Annotated in this window: 26 protein-coding genes and 2 pseudogenes; 13 read left to right on the top strand and 15 right to left on the bottom strand. The window is 59.1% G+C overall.

All coding sequences use genetic code 11. The features are described from left to right. Positions 1 to 104: 104 nt before the first annotated feature. The 3 genes and pseudogenes from CCOS864_RS28450 (at position 105) to CCOS864_RS28045 (ending at position 1,074) form a co-directional block, all read left to right on the top strand. Positions 105 to 290 carry a hypothetical protein gene (locus CCOS864_RS28450; RefSeq protein WP_115087112.1) on the top strand — a complete coding sequence of 62 codons (186 nt, stop codon included), beginning with the start codon at positions 105 to 107 and terminating at the stop codon, positions 288 to 290. A gap of 16 nt (positions 291 to 306) precedes the next feature. After that, positions 307 to 444: pseudogene (locus CCOS864_RS28445) on the top strand (lysis protein); the annotation flags it as partial. A gap of 165 nt (positions 445 to 609) precedes the next feature. Continuing rightward, positions 610 to 1,074, top strand: coding sequence for a hypothetical protein (locus CCOS864_RS28045; RefSeq protein ID WP_148708541.1), 465 nt, complete (start codon positions 610 to 612; stop codon positions 1,072 to 1,074). Positions 1,075 to 1,136: 62 nt separating this feature from the next. Here the strand turns inward: CCOS864_RS28045 and CCOS864_RS13355 are convergent, their stop codons facing one another. Next, positions 1,137 to 1,802 (bottom strand): SOS response-associated peptidase family protein, encoded by a 666-nt coding sequence (locus CCOS864_RS13355; RefSeq protein WP_115086743.1) that lies wholly within the window; start codon positions 1,800 to 1,802, stop codon positions 1,137 to 1,139. Between the two features lie 261 nt (positions 1,803 to 2,063). Continuing rightward, a complete protein-coding gene (locus CCOS864_RS13350; protein WP_167458891.1) occupies positions 2,064 to 3,035 on the bottom strand; it encodes a fimbrial protein in 972 nt (323 codons plus the stop codon). A 78-nt stretch (positions 3,036 to 3,113) separates the two neighbouring features. On the opposite strand from CCOS864_RS13350, the pseudogene CCOS864_RS13345 reads away from it, so the two are divergent. Next, positions 3,114 to 3,230 (top strand): annotated as a pseudogene (locus tag CCOS864_RS13345) (lysis protein); the annotation flags it as partial. Positions 3,231 to 3,316: 86 nt separating this feature from the next. On the opposite strand, the gene CCOS864_RS13340 reads toward CCOS864_RS13345, so the two are convergent. Next, on the bottom strand, positions 3,317 to 4,216 hold the full coding sequence (locus tag CCOS864_RS13340; RefSeq protein ID WP_115086742.1) for a LysR substrate-binding domain-containing protein: 900 nt from the start codon (positions 4,214 to 4,216) through the stop codon (positions 3,317 to 3,319). A gap of 85 nt (positions 4,217 to 4,301) precedes the next feature. On the opposite strand from CCOS864_RS13340, the gene CCOS864_RS28040 reads away from it, so the two are divergent. After that, positions 4,302 to 4,793, top strand: coding sequence for a hypothetical protein (locus tag CCOS864_RS28040; RefSeq protein WP_148708540.1), 492 nt, complete (start codon positions 4,302 to 4,304; stop codon positions 4,791 to 4,793). Positions 4,794 to 4,914: 121 nt separating this feature from the next. Next, positions 4,915 to 5,124 carry a hypothetical protein gene (locus tag CCOS864_RS13335; protein ID WP_115086741.1) on the top strand — a complete coding sequence of 70 codons (210 nt, stop codon included), beginning with the start codon at positions 4,915 to 4,917 and terminating at the stop codon, positions 5,122 to 5,124. A gap of 7 nt (positions 5,125 to 5,131) precedes the next feature. Here the strand turns inward: CCOS864_RS13335 and CCOS864_RS13330 are convergent, their stop codons facing one another. The 3 genes from CCOS864_RS13330 to CCOS864_RS13320 form a co-directional block, all read right to left on the bottom strand. Further along, positions 5,132 to 5,449, bottom strand: a complete 318-nt coding sequence (locus CCOS864_RS13330) for a hypothetical protein (RefSeq protein WP_148708539.1) — start codon at positions 5,447 to 5,449, stop codon at positions 5,132 to 5,134. A gap of 99 nt (positions 5,450 to 5,548) precedes the next feature. Then, positions 5,549 to 5,905: a hypothetical protein gene (locus tag CCOS864_RS13325; RefSeq protein ID WP_148708538.1), complete on the bottom strand. Its 357-nt coding sequence runs from the start codon at positions 5,903 to 5,905 to the stop codon at positions 5,549 to 5,551. Between the two features lie 373 nt (positions 5,906 to 6,278). Beyond that, positions 6,279 to 6,701: an integrase gene (locus CCOS864_RS13320; RefSeq protein ID WP_115087110.1), complete on the bottom strand. Its 423-nt coding sequence runs from the start codon at positions 6,699 to 6,701 to the stop codon at positions 6,279 to 6,281. Between the two features lie 695 nt (positions 6,702 to 7,396). Between CCOS864_RS13320 and CCOS864_RS13315 the strand changes: the two genes are divergently transcribed. Together CCOS864_RS13315 and CCOS864_RS28235 are read left to right on the top strand one after the other, a co-directional pair. Next, positions 7,397 to 7,693 carry a hypothetical protein gene (locus CCOS864_RS13315; protein WP_115086738.1) on the top strand — a complete coding sequence of 99 codons (297 nt, stop codon included), beginning with the start codon at positions 7,397 to 7,399 and terminating at the stop codon, positions 7,691 to 7,693. A gap of 452 nt (positions 7,694 to 8,145) precedes the next feature. Continuing rightward, a complete protein-coding gene (locus CCOS864_RS28235; protein ID WP_167458890.1) occupies positions 8,146 to 8,355 on the top strand; it encodes a hypothetical protein in 210 nt (69 codons plus the stop codon). Between the two features lie 892 nt (positions 8,356 to 9,247). On the opposite strand, the gene CCOS864_RS13295 is transcribed toward CCOS864_RS28235, so the two are convergent. Beyond that, complete coding sequence (locus CCOS864_RS13295) at positions 9,248 to 9,814, bottom strand: isochorismatase family protein (RefSeq protein ID WP_115086734.1); 567 nt, start codon at positions 9,812 to 9,814, stop codon at positions 9,248 to 9,250. 425 nt (positions 9,815 to 10,239) lie between these two features. Between CCOS864_RS13295 and CCOS864_RS13290 the strand changes: the two genes are divergently transcribed. Together CCOS864_RS13290 and CCOS864_RS13285 are read left to right on the top strand one after the other, a co-directional pair. Then, positions 10,240 to 10,665: a bleomycin resistance protein gene (locus CCOS864_RS13290; RefSeq protein WP_115086733.1), complete on the top strand. Its 426-nt coding sequence runs from the start codon at positions 10,240 to 10,242 to the stop codon at positions 10,663 to 10,665. 12 nt (positions 10,666 to 10,677) lie between these two features. After that, positions 10,678 to 11,205 (top strand): DUF2867 domain-containing protein, encoded by a 528-nt coding sequence (locus tag CCOS864_RS13285; protein WP_115086732.1) that lies wholly within the window; start codon positions 10,678 to 10,680, stop codon positions 11,203 to 11,205. Positions 11,206 to 11,214: 9 nt separating this feature from the next. Here the strand turns inward: CCOS864_RS13285 and CCOS864_RS13280 are convergent, their stop codons facing one another. Together CCOS864_RS13280 and CCOS864_RS13275 are read right to left on the bottom strand one after the other, a co-directional pair. Beyond that, a complete protein-coding gene (locus tag CCOS864_RS13280) occupies positions 11,215 to 11,499 on the bottom strand; it encodes a hypothetical protein (protein WP_115086731.1) in 285 nt (94 codons plus the stop codon). Positions 11,500 to 11,853: 354 nt separating this feature from the next. Beyond that, positions 11,854 to 12,375: a DUF3016 domain-containing protein gene (locus CCOS864_RS13275; RefSeq protein WP_115086730.1), complete on the bottom strand. Its 522-nt coding sequence runs from the start codon at positions 12,373 to 12,375 to the stop codon at positions 11,854 to 11,856. 85 nt (positions 12,376 to 12,460) lie between these two features. On the opposite strand from CCOS864_RS13275, the gene CCOS864_RS13270 reads away from it, so the two are divergent. Then, the gene (locus CCOS864_RS13270; protein WP_244211914.1) at positions 12,461 to 13,156 is read left to right on the top strand and encodes a metallophosphoesterase; all 696 of its coding nucleotides are present in this window, start codon (positions 12,461 to 12,463) and stop codon (positions 13,154 to 13,156) included. On the opposite strand, the gene CCOS864_RS13265 is transcribed toward CCOS864_RS13270, so the two are convergent. Then, complete coding sequence (locus CCOS864_RS13265) at positions 13,134 to 13,760, bottom strand: LysE family translocator (RefSeq protein WP_115086728.1); 627 nt, start codon at positions 13,758 to 13,760, stop codon at positions 13,134 to 13,136. The genes CCOS864_RS13270 and CCOS864_RS13265 overlap by 23 nt on opposite strands. Before the next feature lie 79 nt (positions 13,761 to 13,839). Then, on the bottom strand, positions 13,840 to 14,658 hold the full coding sequence (locus CCOS864_RS13260) for an AraC family transcriptional regulator (protein WP_115086727.1): 819 nt from the start codon (positions 14,656 to 14,658) through the stop codon (positions 13,840 to 13,842). A 142-nt stretch (positions 14,659 to 14,800) separates the two neighbouring features. On the opposite strand from CCOS864_RS13260, the gene CCOS864_RS13255 reads away from it, so the two are divergent. Beyond that, positions 14,801 to 15,427, top strand: coding sequence for a LysE family translocator (locus tag CCOS864_RS13255; RefSeq protein ID WP_115086726.1), 627 nt, complete (start codon positions 14,801 to 14,803; stop codon positions 15,425 to 15,427). Here the strand turns inward: CCOS864_RS13255 and CCOS864_RS13250 are convergent. Then, on the bottom strand, positions 15,424 to 17,721 hold the full coding sequence (locus tag CCOS864_RS13250) for an autotransporter family protein (RefSeq protein ID WP_115086725.1): 2,298 nt from the start codon (positions 17,719 to 17,721) through the stop codon (positions 15,424 to 15,426). The genes CCOS864_RS13255 and CCOS864_RS13250 overlap by 4 nt on opposite strands. 276 nt (positions 17,722 to 17,997) lie before the next feature. Here CCOS864_RS13250 and CCOS864_RS13245 point away from each other — a divergent pair, with 276 nt between their 5' ends. After that, the gene (locus CCOS864_RS13245; RefSeq protein ID WP_115086724.1) at positions 17,998 to 18,258 is read left to right on the top strand and encodes a DUF1652 domain-containing protein; all 261 of its coding nucleotides are present in this window, start codon (positions 17,998 to 18,000) and stop codon (positions 18,256 to 18,258) included. On the opposite strand, the gene CCOS864_RS13240 is transcribed toward CCOS864_RS13245, so the two are convergent. The 3 genes from CCOS864_RS13240 to eco form a co-directional block, all read right to left on the bottom strand. Beyond that, complete coding sequence (locus tag CCOS864_RS13240) at positions 18,255 to 18,530, bottom strand: peptidylprolyl isomerase (protein WP_007932676.1); 276 nt, start codon at positions 18,528 to 18,530, stop codon at positions 18,255 to 18,257. The two genes, CCOS864_RS13245 and CCOS864_RS13240, sit on opposite strands and share 4 nt — an antisense overlap. Before the next feature lie 35 nt (positions 18,531 to 18,565). Further along, positions 18,566 to 20,527: an acetoacetate--CoA ligase gene (locus CCOS864_RS13235; RefSeq protein ID WP_115086723.1), complete on the bottom strand. Its 1,962-nt coding sequence runs from the start codon at positions 20,525 to 20,527 to the stop codon at positions 18,566 to 18,568. Between the two features lie 123 nt (positions 20,528 to 20,650). Beyond that, on the bottom strand, positions 20,651 to 21,130 hold the full coding sequence (gene eco, locus CCOS864_RS13230; RefSeq protein WP_115086722.1) for a serine protease inhibitor ecotin: 480 nt from the start codon (positions 21,128 to 21,130) through the stop codon (positions 20,651 to 20,653). Between the last annotated feature and the right edge of the window lie 51 nt (positions 21,131 to 21,181).

Below are 21,181 nucleotides of genomic sequence, written 5' to 3'. Positions count from 1 at the left end.
GTCGCTGATCTGATTGATCCGTAGCGAAGCCCGAATGGCCGTTGACCTATACTGCTCTGGTCAAATAACCGGGGCAGCAGCGTGAAGAAGACCCTGACGGAGTTATCGAGGCGGGTGAGCCGCTGATTCAGCAAGCCATCGATGCGCTACGCCGCTACCATGCAGCCCAGGATGCCGGTCAACCAGCAAAGGAAGTCGAACGCCTGCGGCTGGAGGCCGAGTCCTTGTACCAGGCGGTCACTGAGTATCAGCTCCGAGCGCTTGGTGGACCGGCGCGCTCACTCCATTGAATAGTCCGACACCTGCGGCGTGGTTCATGGAGCCGCGCGAGGCGAACTTGACCCAGCGCATGCTCAACGAGTTATCAGAATCACCGGTGACGGCGACCAAGGACTGATCGCACTGACTGCATGCCAGGACTATATCCTGGCTCTAAAGCGTTAATAAACCACCGGATTTTAACGTAGGGCCATTTCAGTACAGGACAAACGCCCTGTGCTTGCTTGATCAGAGAAACCTTACTGTCTATAGTGGCTTTTCGCATTCGACCGTCACGGTGCGCATGAGGCTTGTTCTTACTAATGGAAGATTCAAAAACATGGAGTTTTCATGAAAAACCTATTCTCAAGTGCTGCGCTTGTTTCATTTGTCATGCTCGCTTCTTCGCAAGTTATGGCGAAGCAAGACTATACGGTGCACTTCAAGAATGCGAGTAATCAGACAAAGTACGTGAGGCAAATCGGCAGCCAGTGTATGTACGGTCCGAAGAACGGTAGTGCCTATACCGTTCCGCCTCAGGGAGATGTTTCATTCGGAATGACGGACTCAGATAACATTTTTAGCCTTTGCACGAATGGGCCAAAGGAAATCAGCTGGGCTGTAGAAGACGATAAAGGCATCAGGCTTGGCAATTTGACTTTTAGGCATATAAAGGACGGTGGTACGTGGTATACGAAAGTTGTCCCTTCTCTTGGGTTGTCCGCGACTATCACTTGCAATAATGGAGGCTGTTCAACATCTGGCACTCCTGGTATGCCTGGTGAGCCTTCCCCTATTGTTGTTACGTTTAAATAATAATCTTTCGCTCTGCCCCTGGACATGTTCAAGTGTCTGGGGGGGTCTAGTTTTATCTGGAATCATCTTGTTGAGTCTAGCAGGTGGACACCTTGGTTTCGCGTGTTGCCCACAGCAACTCCAACACGGTTCCACTCAAATGTCTCTGGTCCCTCGCCAAGGTTCAAGACCAACTGCTCGGTTTGCTCCTTTGGCATTGTCAGGCCGGCCCACTGCCGTGCAAGTTCGGACGACAGCACGACAGGCCGGCGATCGTGTACATCAACCATCCCACCCTGGGCATCGGCGGTGATGATCCCGAATCCGTCATGCTCGTGACCAGTGAACTGGCCAATGCTTGCGCATAGCGATGGTTGCCCGTCTCGCCTCCGGATGTAATAGGGCTGCTTCTTCGGTCTCCCCTCATCAACCCACTCATACCACCCGTCGACTGGCGTTATCGCTCGATGCGGCCAAATCGCACGGAAGAACGCACCGTGCGCTACCTTCTCGACCCGGGCATTGATCGGTGCGGCGCGGTCCTTGGCCCAGTGCGGCCGCCAACCCCAACGCACCAGATCGGCATGGAGCACTCCATCCTCGAGGCGTAGCAGTGCTACCCGGGTGGTTGGCGCCACGTTGTACCGCTCAAGCGGTTGGTCGCCGACGCTATTGGCAAGCGGGCAGGGTATGCTCAGGGCATCGACGAAGTCGTGGATGCGGTGGTACTGGCTCAGTCTTCCGCACATAGATCTCACTCCCCAATGCCCTCAGCCTCCGTAGCCGTTCAAAGTCAAAGGACGGCCTATACTCCTTTGACTAAACCACCGGAGTGGCAGAGCGTGAAGAAGACTCTGACGGGAGTAATCGAGGCCGGCGAGCCGCTGATTCAGCAGGCCATCGATGCGCAGCGGCGTTACCAGACTGCCAACGAGTATCAGCTGCGTTCGAATCTAATCTCGGCCGTAGGGCAGCAGGGCGCCGCGAAAGTCAGACGCTCCTTGAATGCCTCACAGGTAATTCACGATAAAGGTCACTTCGGAGTTGGCGCTGCCCGCCTGGAGTTCTTCAGTGCCCAGGCGGTAGTAGGCTGCGGACAGCGGAATCTTGAAGTTGAGGCCGGTCGTGGTGAAGGCGTCGAACGGGTAGCTGGTATTGAGTGCGATTGGCTGGCCGAGTGCATTCATCAATTGCAGGCCGATGCCTTTAGCCGTGGACCCGGCGTTGAGCGCAACAATGCCGTTCGGGCCGTCGATGACCGGGGTGTTGGCCTTGAGCGAGTAGGTCACTTTCTTGATGCCGGTCTGGCATTGATTCAAGGCAATGTCGAAAGGCACCGTTCGCGGCTTGGCGCCAGCCTCGCGAAATTCGTGGAGTTGATAGTCGTCACCCATGGCTACGGAGACGGCAGGAGTCTGGCAGGAGGCAGCATTCACTACCAGAGCATTGGCCAGGTTGAATTTATTCAGAATCAGCTCGCCTGATTGCAGGTTGCCCAGATTACCGGCAGCAATATTGACTTGCGATGCCAATGGGCCTGACTTGATGATTTCCAGGCGGACCGTGCCGGATGCAATACCATAGCCTTTTGGGCTGATCGCAAATAAAGAAGGCTCATATCGACTTAACATGTCCATCCAGATACGGAACGAGAGCCCCGTTTTACCTAAGGGGAAGGTCGTTGCGTTACTGGCCGGGGTGCCTAGCGCTGGATTTACTGCCACGCCATATTGCGAGGTCGAATTGCACGACCAACTGTGCGATGTCGATTGCTGCGCGGTGTCCTGGTAGACCACTGTGCCATCCGGCGTGTCGGCGGGGATTGTCAGGCCACCACTGGCCAGGCCTGCGCCGAAGTTGAGGCTTTGAGTGGTGGGGGAAGAGTTGAATGTGCAATTCGCCGCTATCGCGTCCGACGCGCAGGCCAGCAACGTCGTCGCGACAATGCCGAGCAGGGGATTCTGTAGAGTCAAATGCTTCATGAAGAGGGCTACACGGGGCGGAAGGAGCGTTGCAGCCTAATCAGTCAAAGTATCAATGGACATCAGGCGATTCTGAATCATAGAGCCGCGCGAGGCGAACTTGACTCAGCGGCGGCTCAACGAATTGTCGCCATCACTGACGACGGCGATCAAGGATTGATTGCCCTACGAGTGGCACGAGGTATCGGGAGGTAAGCTGTAAAAAGACTGCTTTCGACCCATTGCTGCCCTTCATTGGAGAACCTGAATCAGTACGAAAGGGACGTCTGCGTCCCTTGGTTTCAAAAGGGGAAGCCTGTACTCAATAACCGGAGAAGCCTCGACCGAACCCTCATTGGCGGTGTATGAGCCGGTCCAGGCTTCGACAGCAGGAAGAATCTCAGCGGGCTTGGGCAGCTCAATTCGTTCAACGCGACCAATTGTCCGTTGAATGCATCAAGAGAGTGAATCGTCGGATTCCAAAGTGCGATGCCCAATCCTGAGCGGGCGGCTTCGATTGCCTGGGCGTAGTCACCCATCACCCTGTCGATGGGCTTCGAAGTCAGGCGTTTGCCATGATGGCTCATCCACGCTCGCCACAGTGTCGTGTCGCCGGTGTGTAGCAGCGCAGTATCCTGTATTAAAGACAACGGCTGTTCGTTCATGGCGAGAACTTCGGGTGACACCACGGGGCAAAGCGACTCCTCGAATAGTGGCTCCTCGTCTCCGTCATTCCATTGTCCGCGCCCGTATCTGATGGCCAGATCGACCTCCCCTGAGGAAAGGCTGGCATTCAATGCAGAGGTGACCAGTTCGATACGTAAATCCTGAGTCGTACCTTCGAGTTCGGTCAGGCGCGGGATCAACCAGAAACGCGCGAAGGACGGCGTAGTGGCCAATTTGACGATGGGCAAGGTATGGCCGACGGGCCGGGGCTGTCGCGCTTGTTTCAGTTGGTCAAAGGCATGGGCGACTTTGGCCAGCGCGATTTGTCCAGTGGCCGTCACGGTGACACCGCGCGCATGGCGGTCGAACAGGGAGCATTGAAACCATTTTTCAGCCATTTCCACACGTCGGCTGATGGTCGCATGTGTAACTTCCAGTTCCGCTGCTGCAGCAGTGAAGGAACCTGTACTGGCGGCGGCAAGGGCAGCTTGCAGGGCTTCGAAAGGAGGGAAAATATCGTCTGAGCTGTACGTCATATGCACAGCTTATGGATAGGTAGTGCTATAGGTCAACAGCCCGGGGGTTTCTATGCTGCGCTGCCATATTTATTGAGATAGCAGCATGTCGTGTTTGAAAGCGCTCATTTCGCCATTGGTGTTCATCGCTCAAGTGGCAGGGCTTTGGGCGGGCAATTATTGTTATGCCGCCTCGAGCTTGGAAAGGCCAATCGTACGAGGTTATGAAGGGAATGGAGGCGTCACCGTTGAACTGGTCATGTCTGGCTCACCTGGAAAAGAATGTGCATTGCTCAGGATTCGAGGAACGGAAGCGGGGGCCGTGGTACATCAGGCAAACGTTCAGCGCTCACCGGTTTCGACATCCTTTGTAGAAATTATCAACGGGGTTTCACGGACAATTTTTGAGGTACGAATGCATCAGGGTTTTCTTCCGCGTAAAGACCAGGAGCCTTATGTCTTGGGAGAAAGCGCCCGCTTGGAGAGACTGAGTAATATCGGCATGGAGCTACAGAGGTTTGGAACTGAGGAATTTGCCGCTCATCAAGCTGGGACACAGACCGCCTTGTGCGAAGATTTGACCGGAAACCGTCCTTGATCGAACGGATTCTTTTGGCCGGAAGGTGAAACTGGTGGTCGTCGCTGATCTGGTTGATCCATAGCGAAGCCTGAATAGCCGTTGGCCTATACTGCGCTGACCAAATATCCGGAGCAGCAGTGTGAAGAAGACCCTGGTGGGAGTTATCGAGGCGGGAGAGCCGCTGATACAACAGGCCATCAATGCGCAGCGACGCTACCACGCCGCCCAGGACGCCGGCCAGCCGGCACAGGAGGTCGAACGCCTGCGGCTGGAGGCCGAGTCGCTGTACCAGGCTGTCACCGAGTACCAGCTGCGGTCGCTCGGCGGGCCTGCACGCTCGTTGCACTAATTTCAACTTATCTCCGGCCGTCTGGCGCCGGCGGCATGCCGCCGTAGGTGCGAGGAATGCCGCCGATCTGCCGATTCTTCAGCTCTGTATTTTCCACGAGTGCGTCGGACAGCTCCCAGGTCATGCGCTCGATCCTGGCGTTCAGCCTGGTGATTTCGACGGCCTGGGCTTGATGGATGGCCACCAGCTTTTCGATGTTCTCCCGGGCCCGGTCGAGTTCGTGCCGCAATTGCTCGCACTCGGCTTCGACCAGGCGCGCATGCTGGCGCAACATTTGGACAGGCGTGGGCATGCCCAGCGCGAAGCTGTCGTCTTCGATGATCACGGTGCAACCCACCAATGCTGTTTGGATGTACAGTAATTGATGTGGGTCGACTCTAGCTAATCGATCTGACGACCTGCAGATCAGAGGGGGCGAGACGTGCTACTGATTGGCGGCCGCCACAGTATCTCTGCACACCACATCGGAAATGGCTCGGGCTAGCGAACCCTTGAACCACGGCGTTGCCTCATCGTCTGCTTTAACATTCTCGAGATCGGCAACAGAGGTGCTCGAGCCCATAAACAACACCTTGCGGTTCGCGCAATCGAATTCGCGCTTGGAATAGCTGAAGCCGCTGATGCCTTTCCTTTGCGTAGTCACTTCGAGACCTGCGTCGGTTTCAGAAACGCTGATGATCGAATACTGGGCATCTGGGTCAGACGGCACTGTAAGGGTTCCTGCAACGGCCGATGAACAGACGGCAAACATCGCACAGATAGCTATGTGATTCCCTGTCATGACAATTTCCCTGGCCATTTGGACGGTGCAGGGAATATACAGTAGTGCATATTTTTCGGGCTTGAAGGTGCCAGGTTATTTATTTGACGAACTGTAGGAGGAGGGGGATTGTGTTCGTTCGGCAGGACGCCGTGATATGTCGAAACGGCATGAGGGAGGGGGATATCCTGCCGGACCAATTTACGGACCAGCAGGTGTGTTTCAGTGGGTAGGCGTGAGGGGTTTAACCCAGTAAAACCTACTCACTGGAACCCGCTAACACCTCTTTTATAGCGCATGGTGATGTTAGCGGTAGAAATCAAGTGCTTATCCTGCGGGGGTTCCAGAGGTGTGTTTAGGTGCCGTCGCCTGATCGGGGCCAATTCTGGGCCGATCAGACGCTAGCCGGCAGCTTCTCCAGCTCCCTCCAATCCGAGGAGGAGCTGATCCATTTTGCGTAAGTAGAGAGCAACATCTCGACGCTATGGCCGAGCTGGTTCGCGATGAACGCGGGGTTCATCCCAGCCATCAGGCACATGGTTGCGTAGGTGTGGCGCGTGTCGTACTGCCGACGTTCACGGATGCCCAGCGCCTTGAGCGCGAGCTTGAAGTGCTTGATTGTAACACTTGGCTCTCTGATCCACATCCCGCCTTTGCCCGGTTGGAACACAAATGGGCTGGTGGGAGTCGCGGACTTCGAAGCAATCCGACGCAGATCGGCCGGGCGCCGGGCCGGGCGCAGGGCGTGGAGCGCGCGCTCATTGAGCAGGATAAACCCGGTGGTGCTTTGTCTTGGTTCGGTCTTCTGGCCGGCCATCGACGATAATGCGCCGGATGCTTCGGCGTGTTCATCGTTACCCCAGAATCGGCCGGAAGGATCGACCCAACCTGTCACGGTCCGGATGCTGGTGGCTTCAGAGGATTCGTACATCACCACTTTTTCTTCAGACATGACTTCGTCCTTGCCGCCATATCACGGCTGTTCAATAGAGGGGAGAGGGGTTAAAGCGGGAGGGGTGCAAATGTACTCCTTGCATCAAAAGCTACTGCGGCAGCGGTAATGCGCGGATGGCCTGGGCCAACTCTGGGAAGGAGCGACCCGCCACTCGGTCAGTTGCTCACACGGCACGCTGACCATCTGTTCGGTATTGCTGGATCGGTTTTCTGTGGGCATGGAGATACCTCGCTGAGAAGCGACTAAAATTGAGATTTTTTGGCACAAACAACGGGTGAAGCATGGAATGCTTAATCTGCGGTGAGAAGGCGAGGGCACTGTCTACAGCTGCTGTATTTGTCGAAGTTGATTGCCCCGCGTGTGGCTACTACGGAGTTCCGAGGTTCTTAGTCCAACAGATCCTGAGAGGAGAGTGGCGGCTCGATAAGGACAGAACGAGGACCTACCTGGCGATGCGAGCGGTGAATAAGCAACTACCTTGGATAACGAAGATTGATATCAATATTCATCTTCTACGTCAGGTGACTGTCCCTGGTCGATAAGCAGCAGGTGATTCGATGAAGCAGCTACTGTTGGGCGCTTTGCTGGTTTCCGTCGCCGGCATTGCCAATGCGGACATCCCACTGGTGAATGCAACTTGCCCAGGAAACATTGAGGTGCATGCCGATGAAGGCGGCCCGATCTACATCAATGGCAAAGAGGCGAAGCTGAAGAAATTCAACGACAACTATTTCGAGGCCAAAGGCAGCGGGGTAACTATCTCGCTCACCATCAAGCCCGATGGCTCGCCCGATGTGTCGTACACCGGCAAGGGTGGTGCGAATGGAGTGTGCGAGCTGACAGATCAGGACTGATATACCAGTGTGCTGGCGGGTAGCAGACGAGGGGCAGGCAAGCCGTGCTTTGAAGTAACACATCGCCTTGCTTGTCCTGCAACTCTTGGTAGGCCAGGTACTTCGCCTGCGAGCGCGTCGCGCCCCATACCTGTTGCACCCAGTGGTGGTCGTCGCCAACCCAGTGTTCGACGTTGAACCAGTCGCACCAGGGCGGGATGACTTTCCATTCCTTCAGCGGTAGCTTCTCGGCCATTTCGCCGTATGACCACTCCAGGCTCGCCGTTGGCAATTGCGCGGCGCTCGATCTCGGCCGGCACATTGTAGTGGCGGCGAACGTAGTCGCAGTTGTAGCAGCTCGTGGCTTTCTCCATGCATGCGCCGTCCTCCGTGGCCGGATGCGGCATGGTGGCAATGTGGTTTGGGATGGGGTATTACGGGGGATCGGCATGGGGCCGGGTCAAGGAGCGAGAATGGCCTACAAGACTCGCGTCAAATTCATCGTTAAGGAAAGCGGAAATGGTATTCCCTCCCAGAGCGGGGAGGCGCTTGATGAAATCCCAACGTTTCCGAAAGCGCCGCTGACTTTTGAGCGTCGCCCAGGTACAAGCATTGAAAAGGCGAAGGAGATAGCTTCGTCTCTGAATGAAAATCTGGCCGGATATCAGCCTGACCCATTCTAGGGCCTGCTTAGTCCCTGGTCGAACCTTCAAGCGCAGGTCTTCTTCCTGCAGCTTCGCGGACTTCTCGCGCCTGCGCCGGTCGCGCTCGGCCTGGTCCATCGCCATGTGACGCCTCCTTTAATCCGCTTGGCGGCAAGTGAACATGCAGTTGCCGACGGCGCTGCTGGGTGATCTTCTGGATGCGTCTCATGGGTGGCACACCTCGATTGGCTTCTTGTTTGTAGAGCCAGAGGGCATGACCACTAGTAGACGCTTGTTTGCGCAATACACGCCCCAGGCTGACCAGTGGACGTGGCCATGGCCGCCGCGTACTTCACGGCGGGGATGGGCGGGGCGATTGTGGCGATCATGGCTACGCCCCAGCCACTCGCGCTCCGACACCCACAGGCCGCCCTGACACTGCCCTCCAGTTCATGGCCACGGATGGTTGCCTTGGTCTGGAATGGAGTCTCGCCGCTGCCATGGATAGGGGGACGCAAGTGGTTCGGCTGTCCGTCGCTCATCGCAAGACAGGTACTTTTTGAATTTTTCAGGCTTGTCCTAAAGATTCCGGGCAAAGCCTCGGTTAATTTTTACTCGTTCGCCCGGCACATTGGCTCTATGCCAACGCTTGGATTAAAGGCCCTGCGCGTCAAGCGATCAGCCCCAATCAATGCGTAACGTTTTAGGAGAAGTTCGCTATGGACAAGGCTTTTAATCGCTCCTCATTTGTATCCGGTCTTCTGCTTTTGCTGGCCGGGACAGGGATGGCCATAAACTTTTTTCTGAGGTCGAAGAGAATTGATATTCCCGTGATTTCTCTTCTGGTTATTGGTGTCGCCATGACCTATTCAGGGTGGAAGAGAAGTCGCAGAGAATAGTCAACCCACGCCGTGCATGGCGGCAGATAACTTCATAGGGTGAACTGAGCGACCACTTCATCCGATGACATGACATCGGCATACTCATCACCCAATATAGCCAAGGTCAATTCATGGACAGTTATGGCGTCCCATGACTTTCCATGCGCCCCAATGACGGGCACAGCTGTCGTGGCGTCTGAGGGAAGGATGATGCTGTATCCGAGTGCTTTTCCCGCACGGACTGTGGCATCCATGCTGTTGTGAATGACAACACCCGTCAGCACCAATCGCGTAATCTGCATCCGTTTAAGAATGGCGTCTAGTTCGGTGCCAATGAAAGCGCAGTTTTCCTGTTTGGTGATGATGGTTTCTCCCTTTATAGGGGCGACGTCCTTCTTAATGCCATTCCATGGGCCATGGACGTAATAGCTGGATGTAGGAGTCTGCTCATCGTGCTTCACGTGAAGAACCGGCCAACCGATCAATCGCCAGTGATTGAGAAGGCGTAGGATGACCAGCAAATAGTCAGGATTATTTTTGCCATCCCAGTTCGGCCGATCAATGGCATCTTGGACGTCAAGGATAACAAGTGGGATAGGGCCAGATTGATCTTTCATGCCATCTCATCTCCTTTGAGTAGTGCACCAGCCCAGTGTGCTGAAACGAGGTTTTGGGGCATGTTCGCGGTCATGATGTTGCCGAATATCGCTTTTGGAGTGCTTTGGGGTGTCCGGTGTCGCGCAACCGACTGAGATCTCCCGTCAGTTCTTCCTTGCCCGTGCTGTCGAGCGTTCAAGGCAGGGCACTTAGCCCATCATCCTGGCAAAGAAAAGCCCGCAGAGGAAGGCGGGCCAAAGGTGTCACGAGGAGTGGCAAGACTATGCACCCTGGCTTGTGAAAGGATTGTGAATGCCACTGCAACAGAGAGCCCGCCGAAACGGGCTGAAGCCGATCGCAAGCAAGGAAAAAGGAGGGGTGATACTGATGCCGCGCTGTTGTAGACTCGCGCAGCTTGGCCCCTGAACCTGCCATGGAGATCCCGATGTTCACGATGAACGCCCTGGTGCCCGAACTGATCGTAAGCGACCTGCAGCGCAGTCTGCAGTTCTACTGCAGCACCGCGGGTTTCACCCTGGAATACCAGCGCCCTGAAGACAAATTCGCCTTCCTGTCGTTTGGCCAAAGTCAGCTGATGCTGGAGCAGGATTGGCACAGCGACTCGCCCTGGCGCGTGGAACCGCTGGAACAACCGTTCGGACGAGGCCTCAATCTGCAGATCCTGTGCGATAACGCCCAGGACCTGGCAGATGCCTTCGAAACAGCGGGGTACCCCTTGCGCCGGGCGGTCGAGGCGCATTGGTACCGCAGTAACGACCGCCTGAACGGTCAGCGCAACTTCCTCATCCAGGACCCGGATGGCTACCTGTTACGTTTCAGCGAGAACCTGGGAATGCGAAACTGCCAGTAAGGGCACTTGCAGATGAACCAACTGATCAATGCCTGTGCTGTACCTGCCAACTCGCAGATCCACCCGCAACTGCCCGGCGCCGACTTCGTTGACGCCCACCGAGCCGCAGTCGGCAATATCGAACGCTCGGCGCTGGGGCATTTTCTGACGTTGATGAGCAGCATGCCGCGCTGGATCGACAACCTTATGGTGCTGCGCAATCGCCTGGTTCGACTGTGCGGCCTGAAAGACCTGGGGCGTTTGTCGAGAGTCGACCTTCAGCGCGACGAGGCGTCTTACCAGGTCAATGAGCGCGTCGGGATTTTCACCCTGATCAGCAATAGCCCGGATGAAGTGCTGCTGGTCGACCGCGACAAGCACCTGGACGTCTACATCTCGTTGCTGCGGCTACCCTTGAACGCCGACAACCGCCGCGAGATCGTGGTGTCCACCGTGGTGCACACCCACAATCGTCTCGGCCGGTTGTACATGCTGCCGGTCGCGCCGTTTCACCGATTTATCGCGCCCATCGCCCTCAAGCGCTTGATCCGCGCCAGGTAAAGGCTTGCCTCAGACGAAGCCTTGGCCGGCGAACCCGCGTGGCAAACGCTGCCGGCCGGGCAGGGCGCTCAGGCGCTCGACCCAGGCGCTGCGCCAGTCAGTGCCGGTGTGTTGAGTTCTGGCCTTGCGTGCGCTGCGCCGTGCGGCATTGCGCTGGTCCTTGCGGGCAGTCTTGAACGCCTCGGTGTTGCGACAGCTGCGGCATTTGACCCGATTGAGTTCGGTGGTCGTGACCAGGTTCTTGCCGTGGTGACCGCAAGCAAGGTGGCCGGCGGTCTTGTAGTGGGTGACCATTGGTATCCTCCTCGGCACTGTTGCTTGACAACAGGCTCTTAGGATTGGACCGCTTGGGCACGGGCAGGTTCGGCGCTACTCTCTGGTGCCCAACAGCGTCATCCATAGTCAGCGCGGCGAAGGCAAGGGCGAGGAGGCTCAGGGTGTGGCTATCCCGGGGGCGGGTGGTTTTGTGCATAAGCATCCGTGCTTGCAGTCATCATCGGACGGCTGGAAATTGGCGAGCATGACAGCTGTGCCTGAGGCTGTTGCAGCCTGTACATTCTGTGTTGCCTGAACTACGACCGCTGCGCGGTCGATCGCGGGCAAGTCCCGCTCCCACAGGTCCGGCATACACAGACCCACTGGAGTTGGCTAAAAACCCGAGGTCTGTTGCTGCACGCTGAACTGCTTGCGAAACCACTCCTGGAGCATGGCCTTCTCGGCATACAGGCGGTCGGTGTCGGCGCGCCGGCCCGGACGCTGCAGGTAGAACTTGTCGCTCAGGTGCGCGTCGGCCTGGCTGAGCACCTGGCCGGGTTGCGACAGGGTGTAGTGCAGGTCGATACTGGGCCAGGTGACGTCGCGCAGGATCCGTACCGAGTAGGCATTGCTGCGCCAAGGCTCGTAGTGCCCGGCCAGGTCGATGTCGCGGATGTCGATGCGCAGGGTCTGGCCCGCGGGCAGGTAGCGTTGGCCCAGTTTGACCAGGTAGGCGCTCAGCTCCTTCATGACGTAAGCATCGGCGCCGCGCTGGTAGCCGTTGCTGTCCAGGCTGGCGTCGCGAAAGTGTTCGGGTTTGTCGAAGGTGACTTCGACGTTGGGCGTGGCTGCGGTTTGCGCCAGGCTGTTGAAGGCCACCAGGCTCAATGTGGCCAAGGTCAGGGCAGGGCGCATGATTCACCTCCAGGTGCAGCCTTGCGCAGTTCGCTGCACAGGCTTCATTGTACGCCTGTGGCGATTGAAAGCAGAGGAGTGGGTAGTGCGCAGGATCGAGCGATTCACCGCCAATCGGCGCGGCAGGGACATCGCCGTGGGTGACATCCACGGGTATTTCTCGCGCCTGCAGGAACGGCTGACGGCGATCGGTTTCGATCCGGCGGCGGACCGCCTGTTCAGCGTTGGCGACCTGGTCGACCGCGGGCCGGAGTGCCCGCAGGCGCTGCAGTGGCTGGCGCAACCCTGGTTCCACGCCGTGCAAGGCAATCACGAGGCGCTGGCGATCACCCACGTTGATGGCGGCCTGCTTGATTACAGCCAGTACCGCGCAGCGGGCGGCGGCTGGTTCCTGGCCCTGAGCGAGGCTGAACAGGTGCGCTTTGCCGAACGCTTTCGGCGCATGCCACTGGCAATCGAGGTCGAAACCGCAGGGGGGCTGATCGGCCTGCTGCATGCCGATAGCCCTTACCGCCGTTGGGCCGACTTGCGTGAGCTACTGGCGAGCACCCCGCCGAGCGAGGTCCAGGAGGTCTGCCAATGGTCGCGCAAGCGCCTGTATGTCGGCGATGTCACGCCCATCGACGGGCTGCGCGCATTGATTGTCGGCCATACCCCCCAGCGGCAAGTAAAGGTGCTGGGCAATATATGGCATATCGATACCGGTGGCTGGGCCAGCGGCCAGTTCAGCCTGCTGGACCTGGCCAGCCTGACCGCGCTCAGCGCCAGCCCAGGTGAATGATCACTGCCAGTGCCAATAAGATCAGCACGGCGCCGGACACCCGCTCAAGCCACGGCAGTGCCCGGGAAAAGCGCCGGCGTACTCGCAGGTTGCCGATGGCTGCGGCGACCAGAACATCCCACAGCAGCACGGCGCTGAACATCCACAGGCCGTAGACCAGCTTCCAGCCCAGGCTGGTGTGGCTGCCACTGACCATGCTTGCCAGACTGACATAGAACAGGGCGTTTTTCGGGTTGAGAATGCCGGACACAAAGCCCATCAGCAAACCCTGAATCCAGGGGCTCGCCAGCCCGTCATTCGCTGCGGTTACCTGAATCAGCGAGGTGCTGCCGGCATGGCGAATGAACAACACGCCGATGTACAGCAGGTAGGCGCAACCGGCCAGTTGGATGGCGACGAACAGCGCACTGTCCGGGCGCAGCGCCGAGACTCCGCTGAAAGCGGCAAGAATGAACACGCCGTTGGCCAGGGCGATACCCAGGCAGGCGCCGGTCGCCTTTAGCCAGCCGGCGCTCATCGAGGTGCGCGCAACCAGGAAATAATCAGGGCCGGGGGACAGCAGGGCAAGAAAATGCGCTGCCGCCACGATCAGAAACTGCTCCATGAATGACGGACTTCTTCAGCGAGAGGGGGGCTGATTGTCGGTGCCGTGCGAGGGGCCTGTATTGAACGAAATTGCGTGTTCAGCCGCGGTACAGCCCAGGTGTTACGCCGGTGTGGGCCTTGAACACGCGCTGGAAGTGGCTCTGGTCGGCAAAGCCCAGGCGATAGGCGATGTCAGCCATGTCCTGGCCCTTGCGCAACCACTGGCGCGCGCGGTTGATGCGCAGGTTCAATTGCCAGGCATGGGGGGTAAGGCCGGTCGCGGCACGGAACGCCCGGATCAGTTGGTATCGGCCCATGCCGACGCTGTCCGCCAGTTCGCCCAGCGACACGCTGCGGGCGTCTTCCTGGGCAAGCCGTTGGAGCAACGCTTCAAGGTTGCGCTCAAGGCGTTGCGGTGGCGGCGACAAGGTCTGGGTTGGCGGGCTGTAGTGATCGCCAATGAACGCGATCAAAGTGGCTTCTTTCTCATGGGCACTGGCCGCAGAGAACAACAGATCGTTGAGCCGGGTAAAACGGGCGTAGGTCGACCGGTTGCACGTGACGTGCGCCGGCGTTCCCTCTACCTGCGCCGCCAGTGCCGACTCCAGGCGCAAGGTCTGCAGCCAGGCGGCGTCCAGATGGATCATCTGGTAACTCCAGCTCAGCCCGGGTTCGGGGTTGCAGGCATGCACGCAGTGCGCCGGAACGAACACCAGCGTGCCAGGGTGAAGGCGTGTTTGCGCTTTGTTCGCGCCGCTAAACACACTGCTGCCCTGATCGACCGCACCAATGGAGAACGTTGGATGGCTGTGCGCCTTGTAGCAGGCACGGCTGTCGCAGGCGCGGCGGCTTTCGATATAGGGCAAGGCCGGGTCGCGCCAGAACGCTGTACGGGCGGCGTCAGTTGGCTGGGGCATGTGCAGGAGCCGATGAAAACGTGGCCAGAAGTCTATCACTGCATGGCCCGCCAGGGGCTGCACAGTTTTGCCGTCCAGCTGTACCTTGACGCGGGTACAGCGGCGAGCGGAACCTTGTGTTCTTTGCCACCGGAGCGCCCCCATGGACCTGACCACCCTGGCCCTGTTCATCCCGGCCTGCTTTGCCCTGAACATGGCCCCCGGGCCGAACAACCTGTTGTCGCTGAACAATGCCAGCCGGTATGGCCTGCGAACGGCCTGTGTGGCGGGGATTGGCCGGTTGTTCGCCTTTGCCGGGATGATCGTGCTGGCGGCCATGGGCCTGGCGGTGGTGCTGCATACCAGCGAGTACCTGTTCCTGGCCATCAAGGTGCTGGGCGCTGCGTACCTGTTCTACATCGCCTGGCAGTTATGGCGGGCACCTGTGGGCGAGGCGGCGCTGGTCAGCGAACGCCGCCGCGGTACGTTGCGCCTGGCGCGCCAGGAGTTCTGGGTGGCGGCCGGCAACCCCAAGGCGATTCTGATCTTCACTGCCTTTTTGCCGCAGTTCATCAGCGTCGGCAGCCCGCTGCCGGTGGCCGAACAGTTCACCTGGCTGGGCGGTATGTTCCTGCTGCTGGAGTGGCTGGCCATCGCCATCTACGCCTGGCTGGGCGCCTACCTGCAGCGCTGGTTCAACCAGCCCGGGCCGCGGCGGCTGTTCAATCGGGTCAGTGCCACGCTGCTCAGCTGCGCCGGGATTGGCTTGCTGGCAGCGCGGCGGGCTTAGAAACTGAAGCGCACACCGGCGTTAGCGCCAGTGCCTTCCAGTTGCGAGCTATCGAGGTTGCGACGATGGTTGAGGCTGAACTGAACAGCGAAATTACTGGTCAGTTGGGCGACGAGACCAGCTTCGATTTCCAGTGAAGTGCCTTTGAAATCGGTCTCGATCTTGTCGCTATCATCAAAGGTCACAGTGTCCTGGCCACCGTCAACGTGCCAGATGTTGGCTTGCAGGAAAGGACGCCAGTCTGCGGTTTGCGCCTTGAAGTCACCCTCCAGGCGCAGCCCGAGGCGACCGGTCAGCTCGGTATCACTGTCAAAGTCAACCTTGGATACCTGATCACGTTGGCCTTTGAGTGACACTTTCTGGGCAATCAACTGTGCCTGGGGCTCCAGTGTCCAGGCCGTCGACAGCAGGAAGGGGTAGCCGAATTCGAGCGAGCCGGTCCAGGCATCGCCGTCCAGGTCGAGCTTATCGCCTCGATCGGTGCGGGCGCGGCCATCAAGGTCGGTGTATTGCACCACTGCATCAACATACCACTGCAGGGGAGCGATCAGGGTCCAGTAGGCACCGACACTGTCGCCGTCCAGCTTCAGGTCGCCAACCGAGCGGTCCTGGATGCCCTGGGCATAGCCCTTGACGTCGCCGTCCAGGCGGCTGTGGCTGACGTAAAAGCCGATATGCTGGCGGTAGCCGCTTTCGCTGACCTGCGCGTAGAGGTCCTGCCCGACCTTGAAGCCGTAGAGATTGCCATCCAGGCTCGGGCTTACCGTGCCGGACCAGCGCTGGTGAAAGTTATAGCCATATGCCTGGCCCCAACTGGCTGAGAAAGCACCTTGCTCCCGGAGCGACGTCTGGTCGCCGTGGCGCTGGTGGAAGGTGCCCAGGTTGAATCGCGATACCAGCGCGGCGGCCCGCGGCGCGACAGCATATACCGGTACTGCCGGGCGGTAGATCACCAGGCTCTGGCCAGCCGGAGGAATGGACAGGACGGGTTGATTGGGTGCGGGAGCCAATACCGGCGGGGTAACTGCCGGTGGCACTACCGGTGGCGGCTGGTCGACCGGAGGAGGTTGATCCACCGGCGGCGGCGCGGGCGGGGCGGTGATACTCGAGACCAGAAACCAGCTCTGCTCACTACCGGCAGTGGAGCCGCCCTTGACCAGGCGATAATCGAAGGCACCAGCTGACAGTACCTGGGTCTGAACAAATGCTCCATTGGTACTGGTAGCGCCATTGGCGGCGATCACCACGGGAATACCGTTGACGTTAGTGGCGGCCCCGGTACCTCCAAAGTTATTGATCAGCAGATTGGTCGAGCCGGAAATCAGCCCACCGTTTACCACCAGGTGATCGGAAGGCGCGTCATCGCCGGCCAGCACCGTGTTGAGTGCAAGCGTGCCGCCGTTGCCGGTGTAGTTGCCGTTGATAGTCAGGCTGCCTTGGGCATTGCCGCCACTGCTGAGGTCGATCAGCCCGGCGTTGGTCACGGTGACAGGCTGTCCGTTGGTGAACGGGCTGATAACACCCGTTTGCGATACCAGGCTGCTGCTGGCATCGATGTTCACCACGCCGCTAGCACTGGCGGCGTCGCCAAGGGCCAGGGTGTCATTGAGGGTGAAGGCACTGCCGTTGTTGAGGTTGAACGTTTCCCAGTTGGTATAGAGGGCGCCACCGACAGGCTTGCTGTTGTCGAAGGTCAGGGTGTCCTGGCCGGCGCCACCGTTGACCGTGATGTTCAGGACGCTGGCCTCCAGGCCGCTCAACGTGGCCTGGTCGTTATCACCGCCCATGTCCACCGTGCCATGTATAACCCCGCCACCTTGCCAGGTAAGCACGTCGTTGCCGACACTGGCCAGCAGGTTGCCCAGCAGCTCGCCGCCGGTGATGGTGAACGTGTCGGTGCCGCCACTGGTGCTGATGTTGCCGCCGATGGTGCCGCCGCTAAGAATGATGGTGTCGTTGCCAAAGCCGGTGACCAGATTACCGTCGATGGTGCCGCCGGACATGTCGAAGGTGTTGTCGTCCAGCTTCATGTTGACGCGGCCAATACGTCCGCCCGTGAAGATTGCAAAGTCCCCGTCTTCGAAGAAATTGATGATCCATCCCTGAGACATGAAAAAGGTATCAAGACCGTCGCCTTGAGCCAGCGACTGGATAGTCCCGCCGGTCATGCGAAAGTCATCGATTCCCGATGTCTGGACCTGGGCGCCTAGAGTCTGGCCTTGGCCGACAACAAGGTTTTGTGCCAAGGCAGTCAAAGGCAGGGCGCTAAGTACCACGATAAGCGAGGCTCGCATCAGGCAGGCTCCATTTCCATACAGGGCGCTGACCACTGCAGATCCAGCTTCCCTGTGAGCGCTGGACGGGGTCTGCGTTGATGTATAGAGCAAACAGAAATATCGACAACTGGCAAAAATGCTAGGTGGCGAATGGCCGCTACTGCCCCGCAGCCGGCAAAAGCCTCAGGTGCTTATAGTGAAAGGGTCTGATTCGATTGGGAAATATGACCTAGTCTTGCAGCTGGACCGGGCAACACGGAACCGCTGTCCGCCACCTGCCAAGGAGACGTACCGATGCTCTCGACCCTGGAGTTGCGCAACATCATAGAAAGCAGTTTTTTACCCACCCGCTGCCAGTGCACCCTGGCCGCCGACCGTTCACTGACCGTGCGGGTGTTCGACCGCAGCTGCGAGCGGGTCGACCTGTTGGTCACCGGCATCAGTGCCGAGCAACTGACCAGCAGCCGGGCGATTTCCAACCTGATCGTCGGCCTGCGCAATGACCTTGAAGATCAGCGTAATCAACGCTCGCAGCGGCGCCGCGACAGCCTTTAATCGCGGTAGAACACCTGCACCAGGTGATAGCCGAACTTGCTCTTGATCGGGCCGTGCACGGTACGCAGCGGTTTCTTGAAAATGACCTGGTCGATGGCGCCGACCATCTGCCCCGGCCGCACTTCGCCCAGGTCGCCGCCGCGCTTGCCTGACGGGCACGTGGAGTACTTCTTGGCCAGCACATCGAATGCCTCGCCCTTGGCGATGCGTTGCTTGAGCTGTTCGGCCTCTTCAGCGGTCTTGACCAGAATATGCCGGGCCTGTGCTTTCATCTCAACCTACCTTCGCAAAGGGTAAAAACCGCGCATTATGCCTGATCGCGCAATTCTTCGCGGTCACGAAATTGCCCCAGGGCCTCGGGGTTGGCCAGGGCATCGGTGTTCTTCACCGGCTCGCCGTGCACCACGTTGCGTATCGCCAGTTCAACGATCTTGCCGCTGATAGTACGGGGGATGTCCGTCACGGCCGCGATCACTGCCGGCACATGGCGCGGCGTGGTGTTGCTGCGAATCACCTGACGGATGCGTGCCTGCAAGGCGTCATCCAGTTGCAGGCCGTCGCGCAGGCGCACGAACAGTACCACGCGCACATCGTTATGCCAGCGCTGGCCGATGGCGACGCTTTCGACCACCTCATGGATCTTCTCGACCTGGCGGTAGATTTCCGCCGTGCCGATGCGCACGCCGCCTGGATTCAACACCGCGTCCGAGCGGCCATGGATCAACATGCCGCCATCGGCCAGCTCCTCGGCATAATCGCCCTGGGCCCAGACCCCGGGGAACTGGCTGAAGTAAGCGGCATGGAAGCGTTCGCCTTGCGGGTCATTCCAGAAACCCAGGGGGATGGCCGGGAAGTGCCGGGTGCAGACCAGTTCGCCTTTTTCACCAATCAGCGCATGACCCGCGTCATCCCAGACCTCAACCGCCATGCCCAGGCTCTTGCACTGGATCTGGCCGCGGCGCACCGGCAACAGCGGGTTGCCGATAACGAAGCAAGAGACAATATCGGTACCGCCCGACATCGACGCCAGGCACAGGTCGCGCTTGAATTCGCGGTAGACGTAGTCGTAGCTTTCCGGCGACAACGGCGAGCCGGTCGACAGCAGCAACTTCAGCGAGTCCAGGCGATGACTCAGGCGTGGCTGCAGGCCGGCTTGTTCCAGGGCGGCCAGGTACTTGGCGCTGGTGCCGAATGCGCTGATGCGCTCGCTGTCGATCAGGTCGAGCAGGCGTTCGGGGCCCGGATGAAAAGGCGAGCCGTCGTACAGCACCAGGGTTGCCCCCACGGCCAGGCCGCTGACCAGCCAGTTCCACATCATCCAGCCGCAGGTGGTGTAGTAGAACAGCACGTCATCATCGCCCAGGTCGTTGTGCAGGCCGTGCTCCTTGAGGTGCTGCAGCAACACGCCGCCGGCGCTGTGGACAATGCACTTGGGCACGCCGGTGGTGCCGCTGGAATAGAGGATGTACAGCGGGTGATTGAACGGTAGCGGGGTGAACTGGGGTTCGCCGCCGGATTGGTAGAAGTCGTCCCAGAGGCTGACCCGGGCCTGACTGTTGAATTCATCGGTGCGGGTGTGCGCGCGGGTGTAGGGCACCACCAGCAGGTGTTGCAGGGTCGGCAGCTGTGCCAGTACCTGGTTGATCTTGTCGACTTGATCGATCTGTTTGCCGGCGTATTGGTAACCGGCGCAGATCATCAGCAGCTTTGGCTCGATCTGGCCGAAGCGGTCGATGATGCCGTGGGTGCCGAACTCGGGCGACGAGCACGACCAGATCGCCCCAAGGCTGGTGCAGGCCAGCATTGCCACCAGGGTTTGCCAGGTGTTCGGCATGCAGGCGGCAACCCGGTCGCCAACGCCGATGCCTGCAGCCTTGAAACTGCGTTGCAGGCCGGCCACCTGTGCGGCCAGCTCGGCATGGCTGATGACCCGTTGCTCACCGTCTTCACGCACGACGATCAATGCCGGATGAGTATCGCGACGGCGCAGCAGGTGTTCGGCAAAGTTCAGAGTGGCGCCGGGGAACCAGCGCGCATCGGGCATCTGCGGGCCTTCGTCGAGCACCTGGGTGGCCGGCTGCTGCCAGCGCACCTGGAAGTAGTCGGCAAGGGTTTGCCAGAACGCGGGACGCTGTTCGATGCTCCAGCGGTGCAGGTCGGCGTAGTTGCTGAGCGCAAGGCCAAACTGCTGATTGACCTGCCGGCGAAAGGCATCCATCCGACTGGCCTGAATACGCGCCTTGCTCGGGCGCCAGAGCACTTCGTTCATGGGCGTTCCTTTTTGCGGTTGGCCAGGGCTGCTCGCACCCCATCGCTGGCAACGTCGGCTCCCACAAGATCTGGGTTCACTCGATTCCTGTGGGAGCTGGCATTGCCAGCGATCAGCAGTGCTTTATTCCACTGTAGCTTTTTTCACTTTGTTCGAGGCCGACCAGACGCGGTAACGCACTTCAACGCCTTCCGGCACGTACACCACCACCGGCAACTTGCTGTTGTAACGCAGCATAAAACCTTCGCCGACCACCGGCACGAATGCCTGTTTTTTCTTGCCGTCCGGGCAGGCCATCAAGGTCGAGGCCGGGCCCATGACTTTTTCCAGACGGTAGTAGTTGTAACCCCAACCTTGCAGGGTCTGCTCTTCGAGGTTGCCGCCCAGGTGCTGGCGGTTGCAGTCGACTTCCAGTTGCTTGCCAGCCAGCACTTCGAGTTTGTAGGCCGACTCGTCAGCCTGCTTTGGCAGGTGGATCACCTGGCGGGTAAAGCCTTTTTCGGCCTCGGGGTAGGGCGCCACGTCCTTGAGGCTGGCGGCCTGTACCGAAGTACCGACTGCCAGGGTCAGGGTGAACAACGCGGTGAGGGAGAGTGGGCGCATAAGGCCTCCTTGCAGGTCAAAAAACACGATGCCGCAGCCAGGTTGCCAGGC

It is taken from the genome of Pseudomonas wadenswilerensis (assembly GCF_900497695.1).
GTDB lineage: Bacteria > Pseudomonadota > Gammaproteobacteria > Pseudomonadales > Pseudomonadaceae > Aquipseudomonas > Aquipseudomonas wadenswilerensis.
Note: the sequence above shows the minus strand (reverse complement) of the source record. Positions and strands in the feature narration are given on the sequence as shown.